At 46.7% G+C, this 24,548-nt stretch carries 16 protein-coding genes; 6 read left to right on the forward strand and 10 right to left on the reverse strand.

Annotated elements, in window-relative coordinates:
• Positions 1-37 precede the first annotated feature (37 nt).
• Positions 38-2,266 carry a catalase/peroxidase HPI gene (gene katG, locus V1467_RS05855; RefSeq protein ID WP_416307861.1) on the forward strand — a complete coding sequence of 743 codons (2,229 nt, stop codon included), beginning with the start codon at positions 38-40 and terminating at the stop codon, positions 2,264-2,266.
• 85 nt (positions 2,267-2,351) lie between these two features.
• On the opposite strand, the gene V1467_RS05860 is transcribed toward katG, so the two are convergent.
• Both V1467_RS05860 and V1467_RS05865 read right to left on the reverse strand, forming a co-directional pair.
• Positions 2,352-5,555 (reverse strand): M1 family aminopeptidase, encoded by a 3,204-nt coding sequence (locus V1467_RS05860; protein WP_416307862.1) that lies wholly within the window; start codon positions 5,553-5,555, stop codon positions 2,352-2,354.
• Positions 5,555-6,418, reverse strand: coding sequence for an ABC transporter ATP-binding protein (locus V1467_RS05865; RefSeq protein ID WP_416307863.1), 864 nt, complete (start codon positions 6,416-6,418; stop codon positions 5,555-5,557). The genes V1467_RS05860 and V1467_RS05865 overlap by 1 nt, the downstream gene beginning before the upstream one ends.
• A gap of 214 nt (positions 6,419-6,632) precedes the next feature.
• Here V1467_RS05865 and V1467_RS05870 point away from each other — a divergent pair, with 214 nt between their 5' ends.
• Together V1467_RS05870 and V1467_RS05875 are read left to right on the forward strand one after the other, a co-directional pair.
• A complete protein-coding gene (locus tag V1467_RS05870) occupies positions 6,633-8,144 on the forward strand; it encodes a sensor histidine kinase (RefSeq protein WP_416307864.1) in 1,512 nt (503 codons plus the stop codon).
• Positions 8,138-8,833: a LytR/AlgR family response regulator transcription factor gene (locus V1467_RS05875; RefSeq protein ID WP_416307865.1), complete on the forward strand. Its 696-nt coding sequence runs from the start codon at positions 8,138-8,140 to the stop codon at positions 8,831-8,833. The genes V1467_RS05870 and V1467_RS05875 overlap by 7 nt, the downstream gene beginning before the upstream one ends.
• Before the next feature lie 69 nt (positions 8,834-8,902).
• Here the strand turns inward: V1467_RS05875 and V1467_RS05880 are convergent, their stop codons facing one another.
• From V1467_RS05880 to V1467_RS05910, 7 genes are all read right to left on the reverse strand, one after another.
• Entirely contained in the window at positions 8,903-9,271 is a 369-nt protein-coding gene (locus V1467_RS05880) for a hypothetical protein (RefSeq protein ID WP_416307866.1), read from the reverse strand.
• A gap of 150 nt (positions 9,272-9,421) precedes the next feature.
• Positions 9,422-9,937: a hypothetical protein gene (locus V1467_RS05885; protein ID WP_416307867.1), complete on the reverse strand. Its 516-nt coding sequence runs from the start codon at positions 9,935-9,937 to the stop codon at positions 9,422-9,424.
• Between the two features lie 53 nt (positions 9,938-9,990).
• The gene (locus V1467_RS05890; protein WP_416307868.1) at positions 9,991-10,758 is read right to left on the reverse strand and encodes a diguanylate cyclase domain-containing protein; all 768 of its coding nucleotides are present in this window, start codon (positions 10,756-10,758) and stop codon (positions 9,991-9,993) included.
• Positions 10,759-10,980: 222 nt separating this feature from the next.
• Positions 10,981-11,688 (reverse strand): substrate-binding periplasmic protein, encoded by a 708-nt coding sequence (locus V1467_RS05895; RefSeq protein WP_416307869.1) that lies wholly within the window; start codon positions 11,686-11,688, stop codon positions 10,981-10,983.
• A 250-nt stretch (positions 11,689-11,938) separates the two neighbouring features.
• Positions 11,939-15,994: a pullulanase-type alpha-1,6-glucosidase gene (gene pulA / locus V1467_RS05900; protein ID WP_416307870.1), complete on the reverse strand. Its 4,056-nt coding sequence runs from the start codon at positions 15,992-15,994 to the stop codon at positions 11,939-11,941.
• The gene (locus V1467_RS05905; RefSeq protein WP_416307871.1) at positions 15,991-16,671 is read right to left on the reverse strand and encodes a PEP-CTERM sorting domain-containing protein; all 681 of its coding nucleotides are present in this window, start codon (positions 16,669-16,671) and stop codon (positions 15,991-15,993) included. Before V1467_RS05905 ends, pulA begins: the two co-directional genes overlap by 4 nt.
• Positions 16,672-16,874: 203 nt before the next feature.
• Entirely contained in the window at positions 16,875-17,711 is an 837-nt protein-coding gene (locus tag V1467_RS05910) for a hypothetical protein (RefSeq protein ID WP_416307872.1), read from the reverse strand.
• 156 nt (positions 17,712-17,867) lie between these two features.
• Between V1467_RS05910 and V1467_RS05915 the strand changes: the two genes are divergently transcribed.
• Entirely contained in the window at positions 17,868-19,010 is a 1,143-nt protein-coding gene (locus V1467_RS05915; RefSeq protein WP_416307873.1) for an MFS transporter, read from the forward strand.
• A gap of 2 nt (positions 19,011-19,012) precedes the next feature.
• Here the strand turns inward: V1467_RS05915 and V1467_RS05920 are convergent, their stop codons facing one another.
• Positions 19,013-20,029, reverse strand: coding sequence for a LacI family DNA-binding transcriptional regulator (locus V1467_RS05920; RefSeq protein ID WP_416307874.1), 1,017 nt, complete (start codon positions 20,027-20,029; stop codon positions 19,013-19,015).
• A gap of 248 nt (positions 20,030-20,277) precedes the next feature.
• Here V1467_RS05920 and V1467_RS05925 point away from each other — a divergent pair, with 248 nt between their 5' ends.
• Both V1467_RS05925 and V1467_RS05930 read left to right on the forward strand, forming a co-directional pair.
• The gene (locus V1467_RS05925; protein ID WP_416307875.1) at positions 20,278-22,902 is read left to right on the forward strand and encodes a TIM-barrel domain-containing protein; all 2,625 of its coding nucleotides are present in this window, start codon (positions 20,278-20,280) and stop codon (positions 22,900-22,902) included.
• The gene (locus V1467_RS05930; RefSeq protein ID WP_416307876.1) at positions 22,895-24,349 is read left to right on the forward strand and encodes a sulfatase; all 1,455 of its coding nucleotides are present in this window, start codon (positions 22,895-22,897) and stop codon (positions 24,347-24,349) included. The genes V1467_RS05925 and V1467_RS05930 overlap by 8 nt, the downstream gene beginning before the upstream one ends.
• The last annotated feature ends 199 nt before the right edge of the window (positions 24,350-24,548 follow it).

Here is a 24,548-nt window from a genome sequence, read left to right on the forward strand (position 1 = left end):
AAAGAACAACACGCCCTAACCATAAGAGGCAATAACAATGCTTAAAAAATCCTTACCACTACTGACCGCTATTGCAGTCGTTCTGTCACCCGCTATGCTGTCCGGCACAGCTAATGCTGAAGGGGTGGCGAAGACCAAGCAATTCTGGTGGCCAGAGCAACTCAACCTTACGCCGTTAAGGCAAAATGATCCTCGATCCAACCCTTATGGCGAGGACTTCGATTATGCCGAAGCGTTTAATAGTCTGGATATCGACGCGGTAAAAGAAGATATCAAACAAACCCTGACAACATCACAACCCTGGTGGCCAGCTGATTACGGTAACTACGGCCCGTTTTTTGTGCGCATGGCATGGCATAGCACCGGGACTTATCGATTGTACGATGGTCGTGGCGGTGGTGCTGGTGGGCAACAACGTTTTGAACCACTGAACAGCTGGCCCGATAACGTTAATCTGGATAAAGCCCGGCGCTTATTGTGGCCTATCAAACAAAAGTATGGTCGCAGTATTTCATGGGCAGATTTGATGGTGCTGACCGGTAACGTGGCGATGGAATCCATGGGGTTCAAAATATTCGGTTTTGCCGGTGGACGCCAAGACGACTGGGAACCCGATATGGTTTACTGGGGGCCGGAAAGTAAATGGCTAGGCGGTGATGAACGCTACAGTGGCGACAGAAAACTGGAAAAACCCCTGGCTGCGGTACAAATGGGTTTGATCTACGTTAACCCTGAGGGCCCCAACGGTAATCCCGATCCGCTGCTGGCGGCCAAGGATATTCGTGACACCTTTGGCCGTATGGCAATGAATGATGAAGAAACCGTGGCGCTGATAGCCGGTGGCCATACCTTTGGTAAAGCGCATGGCGCGCATAAGCCGGAGGAATGTGTGGGAGCCGATCCTGCATCAGCAGGCATGGAAGAACAAGGCTACGGCTGGAAAAACAAATGTGGCAAAGGTAACGCTGAAGATACCATTACCAGTGGTTTGGAAGGAGCCTGGTCGGTCACGCCCACTCAATGGTCGATGCAATATCTGGATAATCTGTTTGCATTTAATTGGGTAAAAAGCAAAAGTCCGGCGGGGGCAACGCAGTGGATCCCTGATTCTGCAAGCGCCGCGAAAATGGTGCCTGATGCTCATGATCCGTCCAAGCGCCATGCGCCTATTATGTTTACTACTGATCTGGCACTAAAGGAGGACCCGGAATATCGCAAAATCAGCGAACGTTTCCGTAACGATCCGGACGAATTTGAACTGGCTTTCTCCAAAGCCTGGTTCAAACTGACTCACCGTGATATGGGGTCTAAGGCGCGTTATCTGGGTAAGGATATCCCCGATGTGGATTTGATTTGGCAAGATCCGGTTCCCGCCGTTGACTACGAGCTAGTGAATTCGGATGAGGTCACCAAGCTTAAATCGGAAATACTGGCGTCGGGTCTAAGTTTACCGGAACTGGTTAGAACTGCATGGGCGTCAGCTTCCAGTTTCCGTGGTACCGATATGCGCGGTGGAGCCAATGGCGCGCGGCTGCGATTGGAGCCGCAAAAAGATTGGGCAGTGAACAACCCTAAAGAACTGGCTAAAGTATTGAAAAAACTGGAAAGCGTGCAGGTTGAGTTCAACCGCTCACTACCGAAAGGCAAAAAAGTATCATTAGCGGATGTGATTGTACTCGGCGGCGCAGCAGCCATTGAGCAAGCGGCTAAAAAGGCCGGTTATACTGTCAGTGTGCCTTTTACGCCCGGACGTAGCGATGCCACGCAACAGCAAACCGATGTAAATTCCTTTGCTGTGCTGGAATCCACTGCCGACGGTTTCCGCAATTATTTTGCCGAAGGTCATACGCTCTCCCCGGCAGAATTGTTGGTTGATAAAGCCAACCAGCTGACCTTGACGGTACCTGAAATGACGGTGTTAGTGGGGGGCTTGCGAACCCTGAATGCCAATACCGGACAAAGCAGTCACGGTGTCTTTACTGACAAACCCGGCACACTTAGCAACGATTATTTTGTTAATTTGCTGGATATGTCGACTCAATGGAGCAAATCAAGCAAATCAGACGGCTTATACGAAGGACATGATCGCGCTACGGGCAAACTGAAATGGACCGCGACACCTGTTGATCTGGTATTTGGTTCCAACTCGGAATTACGCGCAGTCTCTGAAGTATACGCCTCAGATGACGCCAAGCAGAAATTCGTTGATGACTTTGTCGCCGCCTGGACTAAAGTGATGACTCTGGATCGGTTTGATATGATGTAAGTTGCTAGCTGCAACGCGACAAAATTACAGCCAGGATAACCAAAACGGCGCTATAAGCGCCGTTTTTCATTTAAGTTGTGACCTTTTAAAGCTTACTCAAATCAGTGCCTAATAACATATCGTCGATAAGCTGTTGCTGCTCTTTAGGACTTTGCTGTTTTAACGCGCGTACAAAGTCCATCGATGTGGCGGGCGTGTTGGGGTAGGCGTGCTGCTGCCATAATTGTTTAAGGGTGCCGGTGATAATCTTATCTCCCAGAACGTTGCGCAGTTGATAAAAAACTAAAGTTGCCCGTGAATACATATCATGGGGCTGGGTGGCATCTACTAGCGCTAGGGTCTTTTGCACGTTGCCACGCTCAACGTTGTTGAAGCGCCCACGCTCATAATCGACCAACGCGAGCATAGCTTGTCGCCCATAAGTTTGCTCAATTAATACCAGTTCAACGTACTTCGCCATCGATTCAACCAGGAATGTACTATCCTTTAACACCCCGTTGCCAAGATCATGGCCAAACCATTGGTGCGCGGTTTCATGCACGGCGCGGCGGTAACGTTGATCAAACCCGGCAGAGGCAGATGGCGTAGCGCGAAAGCCTACCCGGTCACCGATTAATATGATTTGCGGTAGGGCATAGCCTGTTGTGCCAATTTCCGGTAACGCAACCAGACTCAGTTGTGATGCTCGATAGGGTGCTATGTTGTCACTAAACCAATTTAGTGTGTCAATCATGGCTTTTAAATTAAGTTGAGCCGCCGCATTTTTAGTGGTGCTGAACAGGTTCAAAGTGATTGGTGAATTACCGGTTGACGGTACGCTGGCGGTTAGCATCGAGTCGGGTACCGACAACCAGGCCGGAATATTTCGAACCGGTTGGCGGGTTTGATAATGAAAATACACTCTGCCGTTATCTTCTGTGCGGCTTGTCAGTTGACCCTGGGCAATGGCGTACTGACCTTTAACCGTGGATATTTTTGTATTTAACATCGTCCATTGGTATTCATCTTGTAACTGCTGGCCCTGTTTGAACAGCTCGGAAGGTTTGCCCAAATCCAGAGGTTCCAGCCCATATTCATGCCGTGTTTGTTCATCTCTTAGTTGCCAAGTGGGTTGATAACCTATGGTTGGCAATAAAGGTACCGAACGAAGGTAGGTCAGTTCCGGCTTAACAAATTGATGGGAACGTACCGGCCACAATTGTGGAGTCTTATAGTTAAATGCGATGTCCACAATGCGTTGTTCACCGGGCTGCATTGGCGTTGAAAACTGGTAGACCGCCTGAGCCAGTTCCGGCTCGAATTCCGTCATCATTGCATCTTTTATGCGGATATCCGGAAATGACTCATTGCCAAAACGTCCTATCAGTATTTTTTTGATGTCTGTGTTGGTGCGGTTCTCCAGAGTGAAGGTTATTTTGAATTTGGCTAACTGTTGGTGTGGATAAATATCTACATTGGAATCTATTTGCACAATGCTGGGTTGCGGTTGATCAAGCCAATTACCAAACCGGGTTTCGTACTGGGCTTTCCAGGCGTCACGTTTGTCGGAACTCATTAAAGGCTTTTCATCAATCAGCGCCATATGCAGACTCAAGCCGATAGCCAAGTTAATCGCCAGCAATACCAACACAGGTATTCTGCTGGATTTTATCGACGGGCTGTTAAATGACGTTCCCCGGTGTGAATAGCGGATGGCGAACAGCGCCACGCTCACGGTAGTCAGTAGCCAAAAAGCCATATAAGGTAAGTAAACCGATAAACTGTTGCTGTAACCCCAAAAATTGTCCGGCTCTTGTAATGGACTGCCAGCAATATTCCACAACGTATGAGTTAGGCCGAAGCTGGTGGTAACGGGAGTGAATTTCACCAGCAAGATAAGTGCTGACAACCCAGCAGAAACGGCTTTTGAACGGCACAGATGATGGATGCCGATAAATATCGATCCTAACAGGACTAGTGGCAGGCCACTCAGGCCCAGCTGAATGACATAATGTGAAAAAAACCAGTCACTGTCAGCCATCCATTCGGCAACACTGCTGGCGATAAAAGTGAGCAGTATCAGTACGCTGACCATTAGCCACATGACAGCAAGGTGCGAAACCAGCAGTTGGCGGTTTTTTATTGGCGAGGCCGCAATCAATTCAGCTATATGGCAGGTTTTTTCGCGCCAGCAAATTTGCCAACTCCATAGTGCCAGTAAAAAAGCCCCCAGTGTTGGCACTACGTCAAATGCCACCCTGTTGAGCGCATCGATGCTATTAGGCGCAATCACCGCCATGGGCTCGACAAAGTCTATGCCCGAAAGGGTTTCGTTAAAAATCATCAGCGGCCAAAGACACAATAAAAATCGGGTAATAGGGTTGTGTAATAAGTCTCCAAAAGTCGTTTTGATTAAAGTCATAATCGGCGATACGGGGATATTTTTTGCTGAACAGGCTTGATATTGACCTTGGGTATTGCTTGATACTTGATTGACCTGCAGTGAGTCTAACGTTGATGCTTTACTGGGTTTGTTAACGCCATTATTAGGGTGTTTTTTTGGCAAAACTTTTAGCGCGTGATAAACAAGGCCAGCACTTAAAGCAAGATAAATGCAGCGATTAACCAGTAAGGGGGGATTAAGATACCGGTTAGCCGAATCAATGTGGTTAATCAGTGCTGTAACGCCATAGGGATCGAGCCACAGCATGGTGTTGTATAATGACTGACTGACCACCGCGCTGCCGGCCAGTGTTGGCGATCCGGTCATACTGGCCAGCATTAAATAACCGAGAAAAAGCAGCGCAAAACAAACATAAATTGCCACGCCACTGGCAAAACGTTGGCTTAGCCAAAGCGCTATCGCGCTGGTAAATAATAGCGCCGGTAAAACTAATAACAGTATGTTGAGCAAACTGATGCTCAGCAATTCCGTCCTGAATCCCAGTTGGATGCTGTGGCTGACCAACATAATCATAAAACTGATGATGAATGCCACTGCCGCCAGAGCAAAAACAGCATTAAAGCGCAGCAACCATCGAGTCCGGTGGATAACGGGAGTGACGTTGATCAGTTCCTGCATATCGGCATGGTTGTCACGCAACATCACCACCGGCGATAACACTGCCAGAGCAATGGGCAACACCAGCATGATTAAACCGGTTTGTGTCATGATCAGTTTTTTACTCTGACTCACATCACCGACGCCAAGCCCCACAGACAACATATAGGCAAACAAGGGCATCAAGATAAACCCCACAAGCAGCAGCGGTTGTCGCCAACAAAAGCGTAATTCATTGATAAACAGCATCAGATTTGCTCCTGTTCTAGCAGGTCAAATAAGTATTTATCTTGTAGCCTTGCCTCAACCAGCACCGCCTTGTCAGACGGTTTTTGCTTGCTGTAGAGGCGAAAAGACGGCGTACCAAAGCGGAAACTTTTACTCAGTAGCAGTGCGCCACTGTTTGGCCCGGGGAGAACCTCGGTTTGCCAGATATGACCGTCAAAGGGAGCAATCAGGCTTTTAACGTTGGCACTATCTGTCACTTTCCCGGCAAAAATAAGCGCCACGTGATGACACAGGTTTTCAATATCTTCAACAATATGGGTAGATAGCAGCACCAGCTTGTTTTTACTGATAGAGACCAGCACATTATGCAACCGTTCGCGTTCAACGGGATCCAGCCCGGCGGTGGGCTCATCCATAATCAGTAATTTAGGATCGCCCAGCAATGCCTGGGCGATACCAAAACGTTGGCGCATTCCACCAGAAAACGTGGCCACTTTTTTATTCGCCACAGTGGTTAGATTAGTCAGTTCCAGTAGCTGTGGAATTTGTGTTTGTCGGGCCTGTTTAGCCATACCCTTTAATATTGCTATATGCTCCAGTAGTGCCTGACAACTGATATGCGGATAGACACCAAAGTATTGCGGCAGGTAGCCGAGGATTTTGCGTAAGCCGTCGGGATTGTGTTTCAGATCAATTCCGGCAAATTCCATCTGGCCGCTATCGGGAGTTTGTAAACAGGCCAGAGTTCGCATTAAGGTAGATTTTCCCGCGCCATTAGGACCGAGCAGACCGATCATGCCTGCCGGTAAATTCAGGCTGACGTTTTTTAGTGCATGGGTGCCATCTGAGTAGGTTTTGTTGATGTTGTTGATGGTAAGCATCATAGCTGTCCCGTTGTGGTCATGATGCCAATACGTTAATAACAGGAGCTGAGATTGACTATCTATCTATGATAAAGATGTTGAATTTAATGACAAAATGCCGAAGTCAGCAAAAATTTACTTTTATCATCAAAATCGGCCCTTTGATCATCATCATGTTGCAAAATAGGCCGTCCACCGGCAGGATTATTCACCATAAAATGATCAGGAAGTATTGATGCATAACCTTTTAACAGCATTTAAACACAAGGATATCAAGGCGTTGCTTTACTGCCTGTTACCACTTGTTGCTGCGGTGCTGTTAGAAGCTCATATCCGTTTTCTATCGCTGCGATTACATGCTGTCAGTGATTATCTGAGTATTGTGTTGCAGCTTTTCATCGAAAGCTTGCCGCTGTTATTGGCGCATTATTTTGCCCGCACTGGAAAAGTGAAACGTCAACTACTGATTTGGCTTGCCGGTTTTGTGGTCTATCCACTGCTGATTTTTGCGTTGAGTTCCCAGCTCAGTACCAGCGCCAATATGCTGTTATTCAGTGTACAAGGTTGGGTATTTGCAACAGTCGCCAGCCTTGCCTGGTTTATTAATCGCGGTCTTAAAAAACGGCATGAATCCCGGGTGATGGCGTTGATATCCCGGTTATTTTCACTGGATGCGGTGGTTTTATTGTTGATGCTAGGCTGGGTGTTTGCTATGGCGGGGATGTTTAACAGCCATATCGATCCCGTACAAAATCAGCCGCTGGAACCCATTATCGATATCGGCAGTATTTTCACCGAATTCCCCCGTTTTTGCGGCTATTTTTGGCAGTTTTTGGTGCTTGGCGGATTACTGCTTACGGTATACGTCATTAATCGCTATTTTTTGCTCCGGCAGATTTTAGCTAAGCAGGGTGTGGTGGCCTTTGCGATGGCGGTTGTTATTTGTTTGATTGTCCTTACGCCGTTACTGGCAGCGATAGCATTATTGCTACCTCTTAATAGTGTGGTTGCCGATTTCACCCTATTACCTTCCGGCAACCACGATTTGTTTAGTAAATATAACTATCAGTTTATGTTTGCCTTATTGGCGGTCAGCACACCGCTGATTCTGGCGTTTGAGCGTCAGCAACAGGATGCCGAATTGTCCAATATTGCCCGCCAACAAATGCGTACCGAACTCAAACTACTGCAGCAGCAGATCAATCCGCACTTTTTGTTCAATACACTCAATAACCTGTATGCACTGACCCTGAGGAAGTCCGATGATGCCCCTGAAATGGTGATGCAGCTATCAAACTTGTTGCGTTATACAGTATATGAAGGGCAAAAAGAGCAGGTCACGCTGGCGCAGGAAGTCGCCTATTTACAAGACTTTATTGCCTTGCAACAAATCCGCCTCGGCGATAAATGCAGACTGGATCTGCGCTGGCCGGATAATGCCGAGCACGTTGGTTTACCGCCGTTGTTGCTGATCGTGCTGTTAGAAAATGCGTTTAAATATGCGACCGAGCACGAAACGGGGCAAAGCACGATTCGATTTCATTTGCAGCTTAACCAGCAGACGTTGCATTTGCTGTGTGAAAATTCATTATCGGGTCAAACACCCAATGAATCGTCCGGAGTGGGGTTGGAGAACTTGCAACGTCGGTTAACGCTAATCTATCCCGATCAGCACGATTTTAAAAGTCAGGCTGTGGGCGATGATGCTTGGCGAGCCGAGTTAAGGTTGGAACTAACACCGTGTTGAACGCGTTAATTATCGACGATGAACCGCTGGCGCATGAAGTGATTTTGCATCACCTGGCGCAGCACGAAGATATCAAAGTCGCCGGGCGCTGCTATAACGCTACCGAAGCTTTGGCCTGGCTGGCGAATCATCAGGCCGATCTGATGTTTCTGGACATTAATATGCCAGCATTGAACGGTATTGAATTACTCAAAGTGTTGGCCAATCGCCCGCAAGTATTGATTGTTAGCGCCTATCAGGAGTATGCACTGCAGGGCTTTGAGCTGGATGTGACTGATTATCTGTTAAAACCGGTAAGTGGCGAGCGCCTGGCTATGGCGCTGGATAAAGTACGGCAGCGAGCTCGCTCTATGTTAGCTGACTCTGTCACGCATGAAGAACCACGATGCATAGTGTTAAAAGTAGATGGTGGCAAACGTAAGTGGTTGTTAAATGATATTAGCCTGCTGGAAGCTTATGGTAATTACGTTAAGCTGTGGCAGGGAGGCAAAATGACGCTGGTCAGCAGCAGTTTAAAGCAGTTAAAAGCCAGTTTGCCCGCCGCACAATTTACCCAAGTGCATAAATCTTATGTGGTCAATAATAGCCAGGTAGCCGCAATAAATACTGACACCCTCACATTGGAAGATGGCCGAACCGTTAAAATGGGCAAGTTATTTAAACACCAGGCGCAGCAATTGCTCGGTTAGTCAGGGGAATTCAAGGCCAACAAAAAACCAGGAACGAGTTTGGCAACTCGTTCCTGTATTTATACTTGGTTACTCGCAGTCTTCCGGATCACCACCAGTTTCTTCTTTGGCGGCAATGCAGGCTTCTTTCATCTTTTGCGCAGCATCCTGTTTTAATTCAGCTGCTTTGTCACTGGTATCGTCCATCATTTCATCGGCGCTTTCTTTGGCCGAATCATAAGCGTCGACAGCACTTTCTTTGGCTGAGTCGTAGGCGTCGCTGGTGCCTTGTTTTGCATCTTCGAGCATCTCAGACGCATCTTCTTTGACTTCCTTCGCTTTAGCTGCGGCTTCTTGTTGAGCTTCTTTGGCTTTTTCCTTATCGGCTTCACTGCAACCGGACATACCGAATAAGCTCAGAGTGATTAATACGGCTAAGGTGTTTTTCACAATCTTCATATATAGATCCTCTTGTAATTATGGGGAACAGCACGCTCTAGGAGTAAAAACAATATTGTCATTTACTATTGTTCACTATATACCCAATTTATCATCAAGTGCATCATTCAATTTGACTGATATGTGTGTACGCTCTGAACTACCCCGGATTTATGGAAAGAGTTGCACAATACCACTTTTTCCTTGCCAGTCGGCGACCATCCAGATTTGTTCAAAAGGATGCGCTGTGGGGATCTCGATACAATGCTGAAGTGCACCAATTTGTTCCGCGTCCCAAGCCGGGTGAGCATTCCGTATCACTAGCCAGACTCGCCGGGTTTTATACTGTTTGTGAGATTTGTTGAGTAAAATCCGGTTAAGCGCCTGTAACAGCCTTTTATCCGGTGCACTGGATTGCTCGAGGTCGCGTAATTCCCGGCGGGTTTCATCGCTAATATCGCGTCCTAGAATTTGCATGGCTTCCTTTTCACTGCCATATAAATGGGCAATTTCCAAATCGAGTCGTTGTCCTTCCAGTAAGCAGGATGTGTCGGGTTTACTGGGACGGTTGTGCCACAGGTGACGAATGTGTTTGCCGCTATTGTGCTCATACCAGCGCATAAATAACTTGGCGGCCTGGTGTTCAAGGCTAATCTTTTCCTGTTCGCTTTGATGTAGTTCTGACAAGTTGAATTATCCGTTAACTGGCTCGACAAGCAAGAAAGACCATCAAACCGGTTTTAACTGAGTTTAGTTTGCGGTTGCCAGTCATTATCTGTTTGTTGTTTGTCCTGATGATGAGTGACGCTTAACAAGTCTTCTAGCCGGTCAAACACGCCGTCAATTTCCTTGCGGTCATGCAAGGTCACCGGGACGGCTTTAATTGACAGCAGACTCAACGTTGCCTGACGGGATTGCAGCTCAACCTGCTGTATTTTTTCACACAGGTTTTGGGCCTGGGACTCATTGCTTTGAGGACAATACAACAGACATTGGTTGGTGTTGCGATAACTGATTAACTGGTTGGCTTCGAGCAATAAACTGTAACGGTAAAACAGTTCCAGAATGGCCTGTTCCGCTACCGTATTACCAAATCGGGCCTGGATTTCTTCCTGGCCATTGATATCGATTAGGACCAGAGACAAAGGGAGGCAAGGCTGATGATGTTTGCCGTGGTAAATGTCCGTTAACAGTCTGTTTATCACTCTGCGATTAGGTAGCATAGTGATAGGGTCGATCATCGATAATTCTTCACAATACAATGACAGTTTGCGGATATCCTGCCAACGCCGGAAGGAAAATACCGCAAAAAGTAGGCACAAAATAATACAGGAACTAATCAGCTCATCGAGCTCCAGGTGCTCGTAACGATGGGACAAATCCACCAGCCATTCCAGTGCATCGATCACAGTAAACAAAACAAGAAAAACAGCAAATACCAATCCGAATACCACAAGGTCCTGGAATGTTCTTGCTCTAACCCGCGTTTTTAAAGTGTCTAGCAACATTGCCTCCGCAGATTTATCTACAGAAAACAACAGGGGTATAGGTTCTGCATCCTTAATCGAACATTAGATCCTGTTTCGGCGATAAATTAAAAGGGAGGTTCCTGCTCCACAACTAAAGGTTATTACAGTACCGGCTATGATTGTCTGTAACGGACGGACTATATCGATTTGGTTGAAAAATCGCCAGTACAACGAATAAAAAATAACTCGCGGTTGAGAAAATCAGGGCCATTTATTCAATATTTGTTGATATAAACCGGATTTTTTCATCTCCTCCAGCTCTTGCTCAAACAATTGCTGCAGTGCCTGATCTTTCAGTACTGCGCCATAGGATTGTGTTGTGAAAATAGGATGAACGTCCAGTTCCTGTTCGGGATAAAGTTTTTTGTTGATATAGGTTAACAAACGACATTCACCAATGACCACGTCAGTTCTGTCTTTGGCCAGCAATTTTATCTGTACCTCGCGTTGGGCGAACTCCAGATAATTGGCATGGGCGACGGCACTCGCATAGTCTTTGCCCAGTACTGATGTGGCATGTTGATAGGCGACAACTCTTTTGTCGGCCAAATCATCAATGGTATTGATTTCCAAATGCCGGTCTTTGACAGTGACTGCAACATCTTCGAATGGCAGATAGGCAGAGGTAAAATAGCCCGTTTCCGATGAGAAGGCCGCCGGGCTGGCAATATCAAATTTGCCCTCGTTAAATTCCTTGATCAGTCTGTTGTAGGCCAGTAAATGAAATTCTGGCTGATAACCGAGTTGGGTAAATATATGACGGATGATTTCGACATCAATACCCGTCATGCCTTTGCCCTCCTCAAAATAGGCCCAGGGCTGACCAATATTGACTGCGACTTTGATTATCTTGTCTGCGGCAACAGTGTGATAGCTGAAAAATAAAAAAAACAGTAACAGGTAGCGCATAGTTGATATCCACTCTTGCAGAAATAATTGTTTCGTCAGCTTGCTGTAAACAGGTGATTTAACAATCCGGAAAAAACACTACAGAAAACAGATGGAATTTTATAAAAGTTATTCTAAAGCATTCTGGCGGTGAAATGAAAAGTTAGTGCAAGTTGATGCGCGCCACAGTCGGTATTAACTTGTTGAATGACTCACATGAATTTATATCATTATTGTGAACAGTCCCGGCTTGTATAAGACAAGCCGCTTTTTAAAGCGGCTTGATAGTGAGCTTGGGGTTTGCCAAATCAGTCGCATCTAATTCAATTATTAATTGAGAACTAGTACCGAGATTGATATTCAGGTTATCGTTTGAACCTGGCTGCAATATGACTGTGTTATCTAAAGATACCGTGATATTGCCGCCTAAATTAGGACCGCCACTACCACCCCAATCCTGATCGGCGATTTTGAAATAGTAGGTTCCCGCCGGGATACTGTAGGTTCCGCTGTATAGGCCATTACCCTGGTAATTTAAGGGCTGACTGGTGCCCCAACCATTCATCTCGCCGCGTAATAACGGAATATGATTACCATAAGGAGGTGGTAGTGCGTTGGGGTCATCGGGAATAATGGTTAACAACGGGTTATTGCGGTTGGACGCATCCAATACAAAGCGATACATACCATCGGCTATCAGGCTTAAACTGAGATTGTTGGCATAGTTGCTCAGGCTTACTTGTGATCCTATTGGCACTAAAAAATCACCACCTATATTTACATCAGAAAACCCTTCGTTGGCAATTTTGAATTGATAATCTCCCTGTAATAATTCGGCATCCAGTATGTACTTGTCGCCACCTTGATAAATGAACGGCAATGACGTTCCCCAGCTATTGAAGTCGCCGCGTAGGTAAAGGGTCTGTTCACCATAAGGAGGCAGGGCGGACAAACCAAGACCTTGCGCACCCTGCTGCGGTTTAACAAATACTGCTGTGGTTAACGCGGGTACGCTAAATGTGCCTTCATTGAAGCTGGCGTTTTGTACTCTGGCATCTGCCGAATGTTGTTGAGTTTGGTGCAACTCGAAATTACTGGCATGATTGATATAAAACGATTGCTCAGCGCTACTGCCGTTAATCAGCACTACAATCGCGTCGTAGGCATTATCCAGATCGGTTAAGCCTATGCCGTCATCCAGACTCATCACAATTAAGCCTTGGGTTTGTTGACTGCCCACATTATGGAACTTAATCCGCCTGGTAATATCTTCTGCGTTACTGAGCCTGAATAACTTACTATTACTGCGAATGCTCAGAAATTCTTGAAATAAGGCAGTCGATAGCTGGATGTCATTACTGCTAAATTCTGCATTGGGGTTGGCGCTAATAGCCCCGATTGTGCCCCAATTAGTCTGATTATCCTGCGCCAGAGGTAAGCCAATGTTCCAGTTGTTAGTATTTTGACTAAAATCAACCCGGTTGAACCAGTCACCGGCATCATAAGTGTTACGATCCATCGATTTAGAACGGATAAGATCGGAGCCCATTTGCATAAAGGGAATACCTTGGCTCAATAACGGGATAGATAACGCCACATTCTGGATCCGCACTCTGTCAGCGATGCTCATTTCGGCGGGTAAACTATATTGCAATTTATCCCACAGGGTCTCGTTGTCGTGCTTGGAGACATAATTAATGGTATCAGCCGGATCATTGCTGTAACCGGCAGGCTGTCCATTCCATTGGTAATCATAGGTGGTTAAATAGGCATCGCTGGCGGCAACAAACTGGTAGCTGCTGATATTAGCGACTAAACCGACGCGGATCACATCTTGCTCACTCACACTACCTCCGGTAAACAGCGCGGCGTTGCGCACTGCATCGCGTTGTCGGTCGGAATAGGTACCAATTTCGCTCCCTGCCATATTGAGTTGTGAGGCTTGTTCAAAACGACGGTTATTGGCTACTTCCCCAAAATTCCAGCCTTCGCCGTAAAAGTAGGTATCGGGGTCGACGGCTCGAACGGCTTCTCTGGCGTTGATAATAGCCTGTTTGGGAATATGTCCCATCAAGTCAAACCGGAAACCGTCAAAGCCAAAGTTTTTAGCAAAACTGACTAAGGAGTCATCCATCAGCTTGGCCATCATTTTGTGTTCGGTGGCGGTATTTTCGCAGCAGGTGGAGTGTTCAATGTTGCCGCTAATTTCATTCAGACGTTGGTAATATCCGGGAACCACTTTGTCCAGTACCGAGTTATCGTATAAACCGGACGAGGCGGTGTGGTTATACACTACGTCCAGGATTACTCGCAGCCCAATTTGATGTAATGATTGATTCATGGCGCGCATTTCCAGAATACGACTGGCTCCGTCAGGATCGGTGGCATAACTGCCTTCGGGCGCGGCAAAATGTTGGGGATCATATCCCCAGTTAAAACCATCCATCGCGCGCATCGATTCGACCAGCGCTTGTGCCTCGCTGCTGGAAGGCTGATAACTTTCCAGTACCTCCAGTAAGGTGCTGGTGTTGTTTTCTACTTCACACACAGGTGCATTGGTTTTGAGTTGACATAACTTGCCCACCGTATCAGTCACATCAACCCGTAATGCTGTATTTTCCTGGATCGAGGCAATATCGTTAGCGGGCAAGACATGGAAATGAGTTAATCCCGCAGCCTGTAATTGCTGCAAATGTTGCATAGGTACGGAGTTAAGTTCGGTAAAGGCTAAATATTTACCACGATGAGCGATGCTGGTACTTTGATCCAGCGCACTGAAATCACGAATGTGGCCTTCGTATATCACTGCATCTTCCGGTTCGGAAATAGTTGGAACACTGTGTCCATCCCAGTTAGCCGGTTTTAAATCGTTATCCTGCAAGTTTACAAACTGGGTGTAACGACCATTAGTAGACAAGCTAACCGAATAGGGATCTGTAGTATCTAATACCTCAATTTGTTCAGTTAAGGGATGATATACGGTGATTTGATAACGATAAAATTGCCGGTCAAGCGTGGTTTTATTGCCGGTATAGGACCATATTCCGGTTGCCTCGTCCCAGATCATAGGATAGCTGGCAACAGGTTGCTTATTGGCATCAAAAATATCGATATTGACCTGGTTGGCAGTGGGTGCCCAAAGCGCTGCGGTGATAGTGTCAAGGCTATAAGTTAAACCTAAACTGGCTTCATCGGCATCATCGGTTGTACTGGTATAGAGTGAATCCAGCAAGTCAGCAATTTGTACACGGGTGGCTTCGACTACATTACCTTCCCCATCCAGCGCCACGGCCAATAACTGCTGCTTGGCCCATTGCTTGGCTTGTGCAGTGCTGAGCCCAAGACTAAAACCGCTAAAACCATGCAACTGTGGATTTTGATTATATATATCCGGGTCGGCATTTGTGCTAGCCAGGGCAATATAGTTTTTACCGCTTAACGCGACGATATCAGCATCTGATAAACTGGCATCATCGTCATGATACAGACGATATTCTGCCGCTTCGGCTGATGTTAACCACAACAATGTATGGTCGTTCATCCAGTGCGCTTTGGCACCGTCGATAGTTACAGGGCGCGACGTTAAAGGTTGATAATAAATATCGGCATAGCCGTCAAAAGTAAATCCTTGCTGGCCGTTGCCAGGCTCAAAAAGGCTGTTGTCGGGTCCCAGTGCTTTGTTATCTCCCTGGTGAATAATAAAATTGTAGCAGGAGGCACCTAGCTCCAGAGTTAAAATGTAATAGGCACCATAAGAGGGATGGATCCCGTCGGCAGGGTAAGGATTGGTCCAGTTACTAAAATGAGCGTCATTGCTGGTGGGAGGCGCATAGTTTCCGCAGCCTTCACCATTCCAGATATGCAATCCCCAGCCATCATAGTTATTATCAGTACGTTTATAAAATAGCGCAATTTGATTATCTGCCAGTTCCAATCCTGTGCCGGGCTCATCAAGGTTAATCTGTAAGCGCATTTGCATGGATAAAAGGGCGCGAATTAAATCCAGCTTGACCACGAAATTATGCGATGCGCCGTTTGGCAGCGCGTTAATGTCTAATGTTATAAAGGGGACATTGGTGTCGCTTTGATTATCACTGGCATTCATTATGGGGTGGCTGCTGGTATCAAATAGTACCCGCATCGGAGCGTTAATATCTGCACCTTGATTGGTAACTGTTACAACCGAGCTGTATTGACGGTTAACCCGATCGAATACCGGTCTGGGCGAATAACTAAATTCGATACTGTCAGCGTTTTGCCACTCGGCATGAGTGACTGGCGCCAACAGCAATAGCAGAAATAAACCTGTCCAGTTAAATAGTTTCATAGCAGCTTGTCCGTATTAGAGGAACGTCGACGAGCAATCAGTGCTGTGAAGCCCAATAGTAACATTGCGGTGACGGGCGGCTCGGGAACGTCGTTGCTAACAACGGTTAATGCAACATTGTCGATCAGTAGCGAAGACGAAAATGAACCGGGATTAAATCCCCCTTCAAGAATAAAATTCAAAAACCAGCCGGATTGATTGTTAAAGCTGCTATCGAGCATGGCTGAAAAAGAGCCGGATGCATAAATGGCGGTTGAATCAATTAAAAAGCCGGGATTGCCGTCCGCAGCCGTCGGGAAGTTCAGATCATTGGTTAATATGACAGAAAATAAATCTGCACTGATGGTTTGATCATCAAAGCCGCTAAAGTCCCAGTCAAAACTTAACTGGAGCTGTTGGTCGGCTGCAACGGTTAAATCAAGTTCGGTAAACAGACTGTTGGCAACAAAAGCACTGGCGCCGCGAGTAAAATCGAGACTAATTTCCGCCTGGCATTCGCCAGCGTTGTTAAGCATATTGAAATCGTTAGTGCTGCCGGGATCGCCATTTCCATCTGTGTCTTTTTGCCAGCCGTTAAAATTGCAGGACTGGAAATCACCGTTAGCGATTACTGCAGCATGGCTAAGAGATGATGCGAATATGCACAGGCATGCAAGTATTTTTGTTGTAGCTTTCACTGGAGCGGCCTCTTTGTTGTTGTTTCATACAATTGATAAATAACTTGCTAACAAATTATTTACAGCAGCACTTTAGTTGAACAAAAATTATGCGACCATCGAAATTAGTCAGAAAAAAGATGAATACGTATGCAGGCAGTTACAGATTAAGACGCTACAGGCTAGTCGTGTAAATTAACTTAACTTTATGAATTTTAATGACTTTAATTATTTTTGTCGGGCAGCGTATGAGGATATAAACGACTGGCTGGTTGCTGTTCAAACTGGTTGAGCAAATCATTGAACAGACTGTCTTTAATCAGTTTGTCAAAAGAGCTGATGACATCTTGTATGCTGTCGTCCTGGAGCCGGCAACATTGCTGGTAATCGGTAATCAGCTGGGTCAGTTTTATATGATGTTTTTGTTGGAGTTGCTGGTCGGCCAGCACAAAAAACCAGGCACCGCTCCAATAGGCGGCCGGGTAGCGTTTTTTTGACATTAAATATTGGGCAATCTGGGCGGCCGGTCGCTGGCTGTCAAACCATTTAAGATGTGGCCGCAGCTTGTCTTCGTAATGTTGCAGTGGAGGACCGTCCAAAATACCTTTGTCGGCCATGACTTGATATTGCATAAAGCTGGCAAACCCTTCGGAAAACCAGGAATACTCTTCCCCGACATAGGGTATCGCCAGATGACTTAGCTCGTGGTAAATCGTCCAGTCATTAATAAAGCTTTCTAGCGGAAAACGGCTGGTAACATAAAACTGGATACTTTCCTGTTTGCCGCGATTGGTATGCGCCCAGGGAACAGGCTGTATTGATTCGCGTGGATAAAGCTGCAATACCAGCGGTCGCGGGTAAACCCCCAGCGTGGCGCGAGTTGCATTGACGCCTGTTGTCAGCCATTGTTTTAACTTTTCTGCATCCTGCCGGTTAAAATAAGACAGGCCCCGGACGCTGAATTTATTGTAACCCGCCTCGTTGTTATCCATGTTTGTATCGGCGTAGACAACGTGACTGGCAAACAATACTAAGGTTAACAATAACCAATGTAATTTCATGTTGATCAATAACATTGTTGGGTGGAGAAGCATCATCATGCCAGCATCACTGTTTTATTTAAATTGTTTGATGTCATTCCGCATCACTGCAAGGTGGCTTTCGTTCCTGCCAGTATCCTGATATAACACGGGCTTTCCGACTATAAACAAGTATTTATGAGCAACATAGCAATTCCGTACTGGCGCTTATCAGGCTTTTACTTTTTTAATTGTGCAGTATTGGGCGCTATTTTGCCTTATTGGGGCCTGTACATGCAGTCAGGTGGCTACAATACCTGGCAGATCGGTTTTATCGGCTCAATTTTGCTGGCCACCAATATTGCTGCGCCCAATGTTTGGGGCTGGTTATGTGACCGCTTTAACCAGCGCAGGATGCGGGTGATCCGCATGGGTACTTTTGTCGGTTGTGTCAGTTTTGCCGGTGTGTTTTTTGAGTCCGGTTTCGGGTTGATGTGTTTGTTTATCGCCGGATGCAGTTTTTGTTGGCAAGGTCTCAATTCCCAGTTCGAGATGATCACCCTGGCACACCTCCAACATCAGAGCCACCGTTACGGCCGCATCCGTTTATGGGGGTCGATTGGTTTTATCGCAGCGGTGTTTGGCCTGGGATGGTTATTCGATCAAATTAGTTTGCAATGGTTACCCGCAATTACCCTGCTGTTTTTACTCTGTATGTGGGGCGTGACCTTAACCATAGAAAATAAAACAACAGCATCTGCGAATGAGCCGCAGGGGAGCTTTTTACAAGCTTTAAAACCGCAGGTGGTGTGGGCAACGCTACTGAGCATGCTGATCCTGTACATTAGCATGGGCAGTTATCTGACATTTTTCAGTTTGTATCTGCAACAGGCAGGATACGACAAAACCACCACGGGAAGCCTGTGGTCCTTGGCGGTTGTGGCAGAAATACTGATGTTCTTGCTGATGCCATTGCTAATGACCCGCTATTCAATCCGCAGCTTGCTGTTGGTCAGTCTCGGCTTAACTGGCTTGCGTTGGTTGGGGATCGCAGCCTATCCAGATTCACTACCGTTACTGGTGATATTGCAATCTCTACATGCGTTCTCATTTAGTGTGACCCACACTGTGGTTATGCAGGTTATTCGACAATTTATTCCGGTTAATTGTCAGGGACGGGGACAAGCCCTGTATAGTTCACTTTGTATGGGCATAGGTGGTGCGCTAGGCGCCGCGCTGGCTGGCTGGATTTGGCCATTGGGCCCCGGTTTGGCCTTTTATATGGCGTCGGGGTTTGCGGTACTGGCCATATTACCTGTGTGGAAATGGGTCAAAAGTTAAGATTATTTTCGAACCGGTGCCGTACTTTTGCGGATAATCAGCTTGTGCGGCAGAATTCTGACTTTCTGCTCCGGCTGATGTCCTTCAATCAAATCCAGCAAGGTCGTAATACAATGTTGGCCAATAGCTTCCATAGGTTGTGCCACTGTGGTTAGCGGCGGTGCGCAATACTGGCTGAGCGCAATACCATCTACGCTGATCAACGAAACATCATCGGGTACCACAAATTCCAGCTCACGCAGGGCGTGTAACGCACCAATCGCCACTAAATCACCAAAACAGAAAATAGCCGTCGGACGATGACGATGTTGCATAATCGCCTTGACCCCCATTTCGCCAGACAATGAGGAATAATCGCCATAGTAGATATACTTGGGATCGAGGCTCAGTCCGGCTTTTTCCAGTTCGGTTTCAAAGCCTTTTTTACGCGCCATCACACTGGGCAGGTTTTCCGGACCGGCAATAGCAGAAATATGTGTGTGGCCAAGAGAGAGCAGATGTTGGGCCGCCGTTTGTCCAATGGCAAAGTTGTCCACCCCCACTTTGTAGATATCGTCACATTCAATAAACTCTGAGGAGTTAACCATCGGCGGCAATTGTTCAGCAATGGACCGTTTGGAATCGATATCAAAAGGGATCCGCTGTGAATTAGTGATCACCCCATCGGCCTGGCGATTCTTTACCATTTGTGCAAAGGTGCGCTCCAGCTTCGGATTGTCCTGGGTGTCGTTAATAATCACCGAGTAACCCCGTACTGACGCGATCTGCTCGATAGCGCGAACTATCGGTGCGAAATAGGGGTTGGTAATATCAGGCAGCATCACGGCAACATTGCGTGAACGGCCATGACGCAAGCTGGCTCCTAATCTATTGGGAGTGTATCCCAATTGATTTATCACCTTCATCACCTTGTCGCGGGTCCGTTGGGACACGATTTCTGGCGTATTTAACACTCTGGACACTGTTGCCTTGCATACGCCAGCCTTGTCAGCAATATTCTGAATGTTAAAACTTGACATCTAAAACCTTAATTCGAAAAGAAAATATCCATTAAAACAGCTATTCCAACAGGCGCAACCGATTATGTCAGATTGTTTCATAAACGCCAAACTCTAGTTGTTAACAGAATGTGGTATTTATGAAACATCATGTTTGACAGGGATTTCATTAGTAGGTAATTTAAGAAACCGATTTCATTTTTGCAAGTTTATTCACAAAATAATTGTCTGGATAGACAAGTCTACGGATAAACAATGGGGTTTATATTATGCCAGTCCAAAGTAGACTGATTTTCTTGCTGACCTTATTGATTATGGCCATTCAGCCTGTGCTGGCGGAGCAGAACAAGCCATCAACCGCTGTTGTCCAGGAAGGAAGTGCCCGCTTTACGCTTTTAACCGACAGGTTAATTCGTATGGAGTTTGATTCCCAGCAGCATTTTGAAGATCGTCAATCAATGACTTTTGTCAACCGGCAACAAGCGGTGCCGGATTATCAGGTTAGCAGGGACGAACAGTGGCTGCAGATCAGCACGCAATATATCAAGCTTCGCTATCGTCGCCATAGCAGCGAGTTTACCGCTGATAATCTCGCCATTGAATTGATGGTAGATGGCCGGCCGGTAAAGTGGCATCCCGGAAAAAAAGATACCGCCAATCTGTTAGGTACCACCCGCACCGTTGACGGTTTTAAAGGCCGGGTAAATGTTCACAATGGCGAGCAACTGGAGCTGGAGCAAGGCATTCTGTCGCGCGATGGATGGCACCTGGTTGATGATAGCGACAACTTAATGTTTGACGAGGCAAATTGGGTCAGTGATCACAATAAGGATCAGCAAGACTGGTACTTCTTCGGTTATGCTCATCAGTACAAGGATGCATTGCGGGACTATACCCGAATTGCCGGTAAAATTCCGTTACCACCGCGTTATGCATTTGGTTACTGGTGGTCCCGTTATTGGGTCTACAGCGACGGTGAAATACGTGATTTGGTGGATACCGTAGAACAATACGATATCCCCATGGACGTGCTGATTGTCGATATGGACTGGCACAATACTTATGGCCTGACATCCAACCAGCCCAAGCCGACCCCGTTCAAGGGGATGTTAGGCTGGACAGGTTACAGCTGGAATAAAGCAGTGTTTCCCGAGCCTGAGCGTTTCTTGCAGTGGACCGAAGACAAACAGTTAAAGGTTGCGCTTAATTTGCACCCGGCCGATGGAATCGCGCCAATGGAAGACCATTATCAGGATATGCTCAATGCGCTGGATGATCCGGTTATCAAAGATGATTGGCTGGCTTACCGGATGTCGGATAAAAACTGGTCCGAAGCCTTTTTCGAACAAATACTCAGGCCACTGGAAAAGCAGGGCGTGGATTTTTGGTGGCTCGACTGGCAGCAGTGGCCCACCAGCAAGTTTGTTGCTGGACTGAATAACACTTTCTGGCTGAATCATACTTTTTTTACCGATATGCAACGTACTTATCCGCAACGCAGACCGTTGCTATTTCATCGTTGGGGCGGATTGGGCAATCATCGATATCAGGTCGGTTTTTCCGGCGATGCGGTAATTTCCTGGGATTCACTAGCTTTTCAGCCATATTTTACCTCCACCGCAGCTAACGTAGGTTACGGTTACTGGAGTCATGATATTGGTGGCCATATCGTCGATGATAAGGCGGTGGCCAGTGACGGCGAGCTGTATTTACGCTGGATCCAGTTTGGTGCGCTGAGTCCGATATTTCGTACCCATTCATCAAAAACCGATGTTGCCGAGCGGCGTATCTGGATGTATCCGCAGTATTTTCCGGCGATGCGCGATGCGATCAAATTACGCTATAGTCTGGCGCCCTATTTATACAATGCGGGTTATCAGGCGTGGCAAACCGGTGTCTCTATGATACGTCCCATGTACTATGACTATCCCGAGCAATCGCAGGCTTATCAATCACCCGCCCAGTATATGCTGGGTGACGATATGATTGTGGCCCCGGTGACCCAAAAAGCCGATCCGGACAGCATGTTGGCCAGCCAGTCAGTCTGGTTACCGTCAGGGCAGTGGTTTGATATCAGCAACGGAGCGTTGCTTGAGGGCAACCGGGAGATCAACGGCTTGTTCAGTATCAAACAAATTCCCATCTATGCCAGGGCGGGCGCTATTATCGCCCAGTATCCCGAGCTGGATAATTTAAAATCGGTGCCAGATAAACTGCTACTAACGGTGTTTCCAGGGGCTGACGGACAGATGACATTGTTTGAAGATGACGGTATGTCCAATGCCTATCAACAGGGCGGGGGCGCGATCACCAGGATGGAATCCAAACGCAACAAGGAAGGATTATCTCTGCATATTTTTCCGGTAGAAGGCGATTACCAGGGCATGCCGCAGCAACGGTCTTATCGGATCCGTCTGCCGATGTCGCTGGTGGCCACCCAGGTTAAAGTGAATGGCAAGCTCTTGCCAAAAGCGCAGCAAAGTTATGATGGCAAGCAACTTACCCAGATTATTGATATTCCTGTTGAGGATAGTCGTCAGGACATTCATATCGATATCGACTATCCCGCAGACTGGCAAGCGGCGGTGTCTGCACTCAGTGGCAAAGCAGGCTATTTCGACAGGTTAAATATGTTGGGTGATAAACTGAAATTAATGTCGGCACGGCAGGATTGGGGCGCCACTATTCCGGATAGCATTTTGCAGGTACTCGACACCGCGACAAAAATTAACTATCACCCGAACAACTTGCTGGATGATATAAAAACCTTTGACCAGGGGGTAGCAGGGTTGCAGGACAACATAGACGGGATGCCACAAATATCCGCCAATGAAGCCAAACAACTCACTGCATTCCTGCAACAATTCCAACTAACAGGAGAGACTAATGATTAAGCTTTTTTCACTATTCCGGGCCAGCAGGCAATGGCTGCTGTTTATCGGTTTATTGACCTGCACAGCCGCCAACGCGGCGCCCCCCAAGAATGTCATTTTTATTCTCAGTGACGACCATCGCTATGATTTTATGAGTTTTATGCCACAGGCGCCGAAGTTTCTTAAAACGCCATCACTGGATAAACTCGCTGCTGAAGGGATGCATATCAAAAATGCCTTCGTGACAACCTCGCTGTGTTCGCCTAGCAGGGCTTCTATTTTAACCGGCCGTTACGCGCACCATCATGGCATTGTTGATAACAGCAGCCCGATCCCGCAGGGGACGACTTTCTTCCCGGCCGACTTGCAGCAGGCCGGCTATCAAACCGCTTTTATTGGTAAATGGCATATGGGAGAGGTTGATGATCAACCTCAGCAGGGATTTAATCGCTGGGTGAGCTTTCGGGGACAAGGGCAATATGTCGATCCACTATTGAATATTGATGGCAAGCAAACCCAATTGCAGGGTTATACCACGGATATTCTGACCGATTATGCTATCGACTTTATGGATCAACGCAAAAAGGATAAACCGTTCTTTTTATATTTATCACATAAGGCAGTACATGCGGAATTTATCCCACCCGAGCGCCATGCTGGTGAGTATGCTGACGTAAACATCCCGTACCCCAAAACCATGGCCAATACTGAAAGCAATTACGCCGGTAAACCGCATTGGGTAAGGGCGCAGCGTGATAGCTGGCATGGCGTGGATTATGCCTATCATGGTGACTTGAAATTTGATGACTTCTATAAAAGTTATGCTGAAACTTTACTGGGTGTTGACGATAGCGTGGGCAGGGTGATGCGTTATTTGAAGGAGCACAATCTGGACAAGGATACCTTGGTTGTTTACATGGGCGATAACGGATTTTTATTGGGCGAACACGGTTTGATTGATAAACGTAATGCCTATGAAGAATCTATTCGTGTTCCTATGCTGGCCTGGGCACCGGGTATGATTAAAGCGGGACAGAGTACCGATACACTGGTGCGTAATATTGATGTTGCTCCGACTATTCTGGAATTGGCGCACGCCAAAACAGATATCAATATGGATGGTGAATCATTTTTACCCATATTAGCAGGACAGCAAAAACGTAAAGATGATCGTGAGTTTATGTATGAATATTACTGGGAGCACGCATTTCCACATACGCCGACAACCTTTGCATTACGTGGCGAGCAATACAAATTTATCTATTATCACGGATTGTGGGATAAAAATGAGTTGTACGATTTACAAAACGATCCACAGGAAAAAATTAACCTGATTGATGTGCCAGCCTATCAGGATGTCAGAAAGCAAATGCGAGGAAGACTGTTTGATCGTCTGGAGCAGGATAAAGCAATGAAAGTTCCCATGCGGCGCGGGAGCTGGCAAGCGGCAGAACGGTTGCTGGACTAAAACGACTTGGCGGAACGGCCCGTCTTTGGGCCGTTGATTACCTCTATTATGCTTGGTCTTTGGACTGTCAGGTTAAAAAATGCTCAGTAAAAGGTTAATGATTTGTTATTGACAGGTCACCATTTTGCAGCTAATTTTTGCAATATAATTTCCTTAGCGGGAAATTTTTTTAAGCAGAAAATGAAACCGATATCATTAA

Source organism: Neptunicella plasticusilytica, from assembly GCF_047922965.1.
Taxonomy (GTDB): Bacteria; Pseudomonadota; Gammaproteobacteria; order Enterobacterales; family Alteromonadaceae; genus Neptunicella; species Neptunicella plasticusilytica.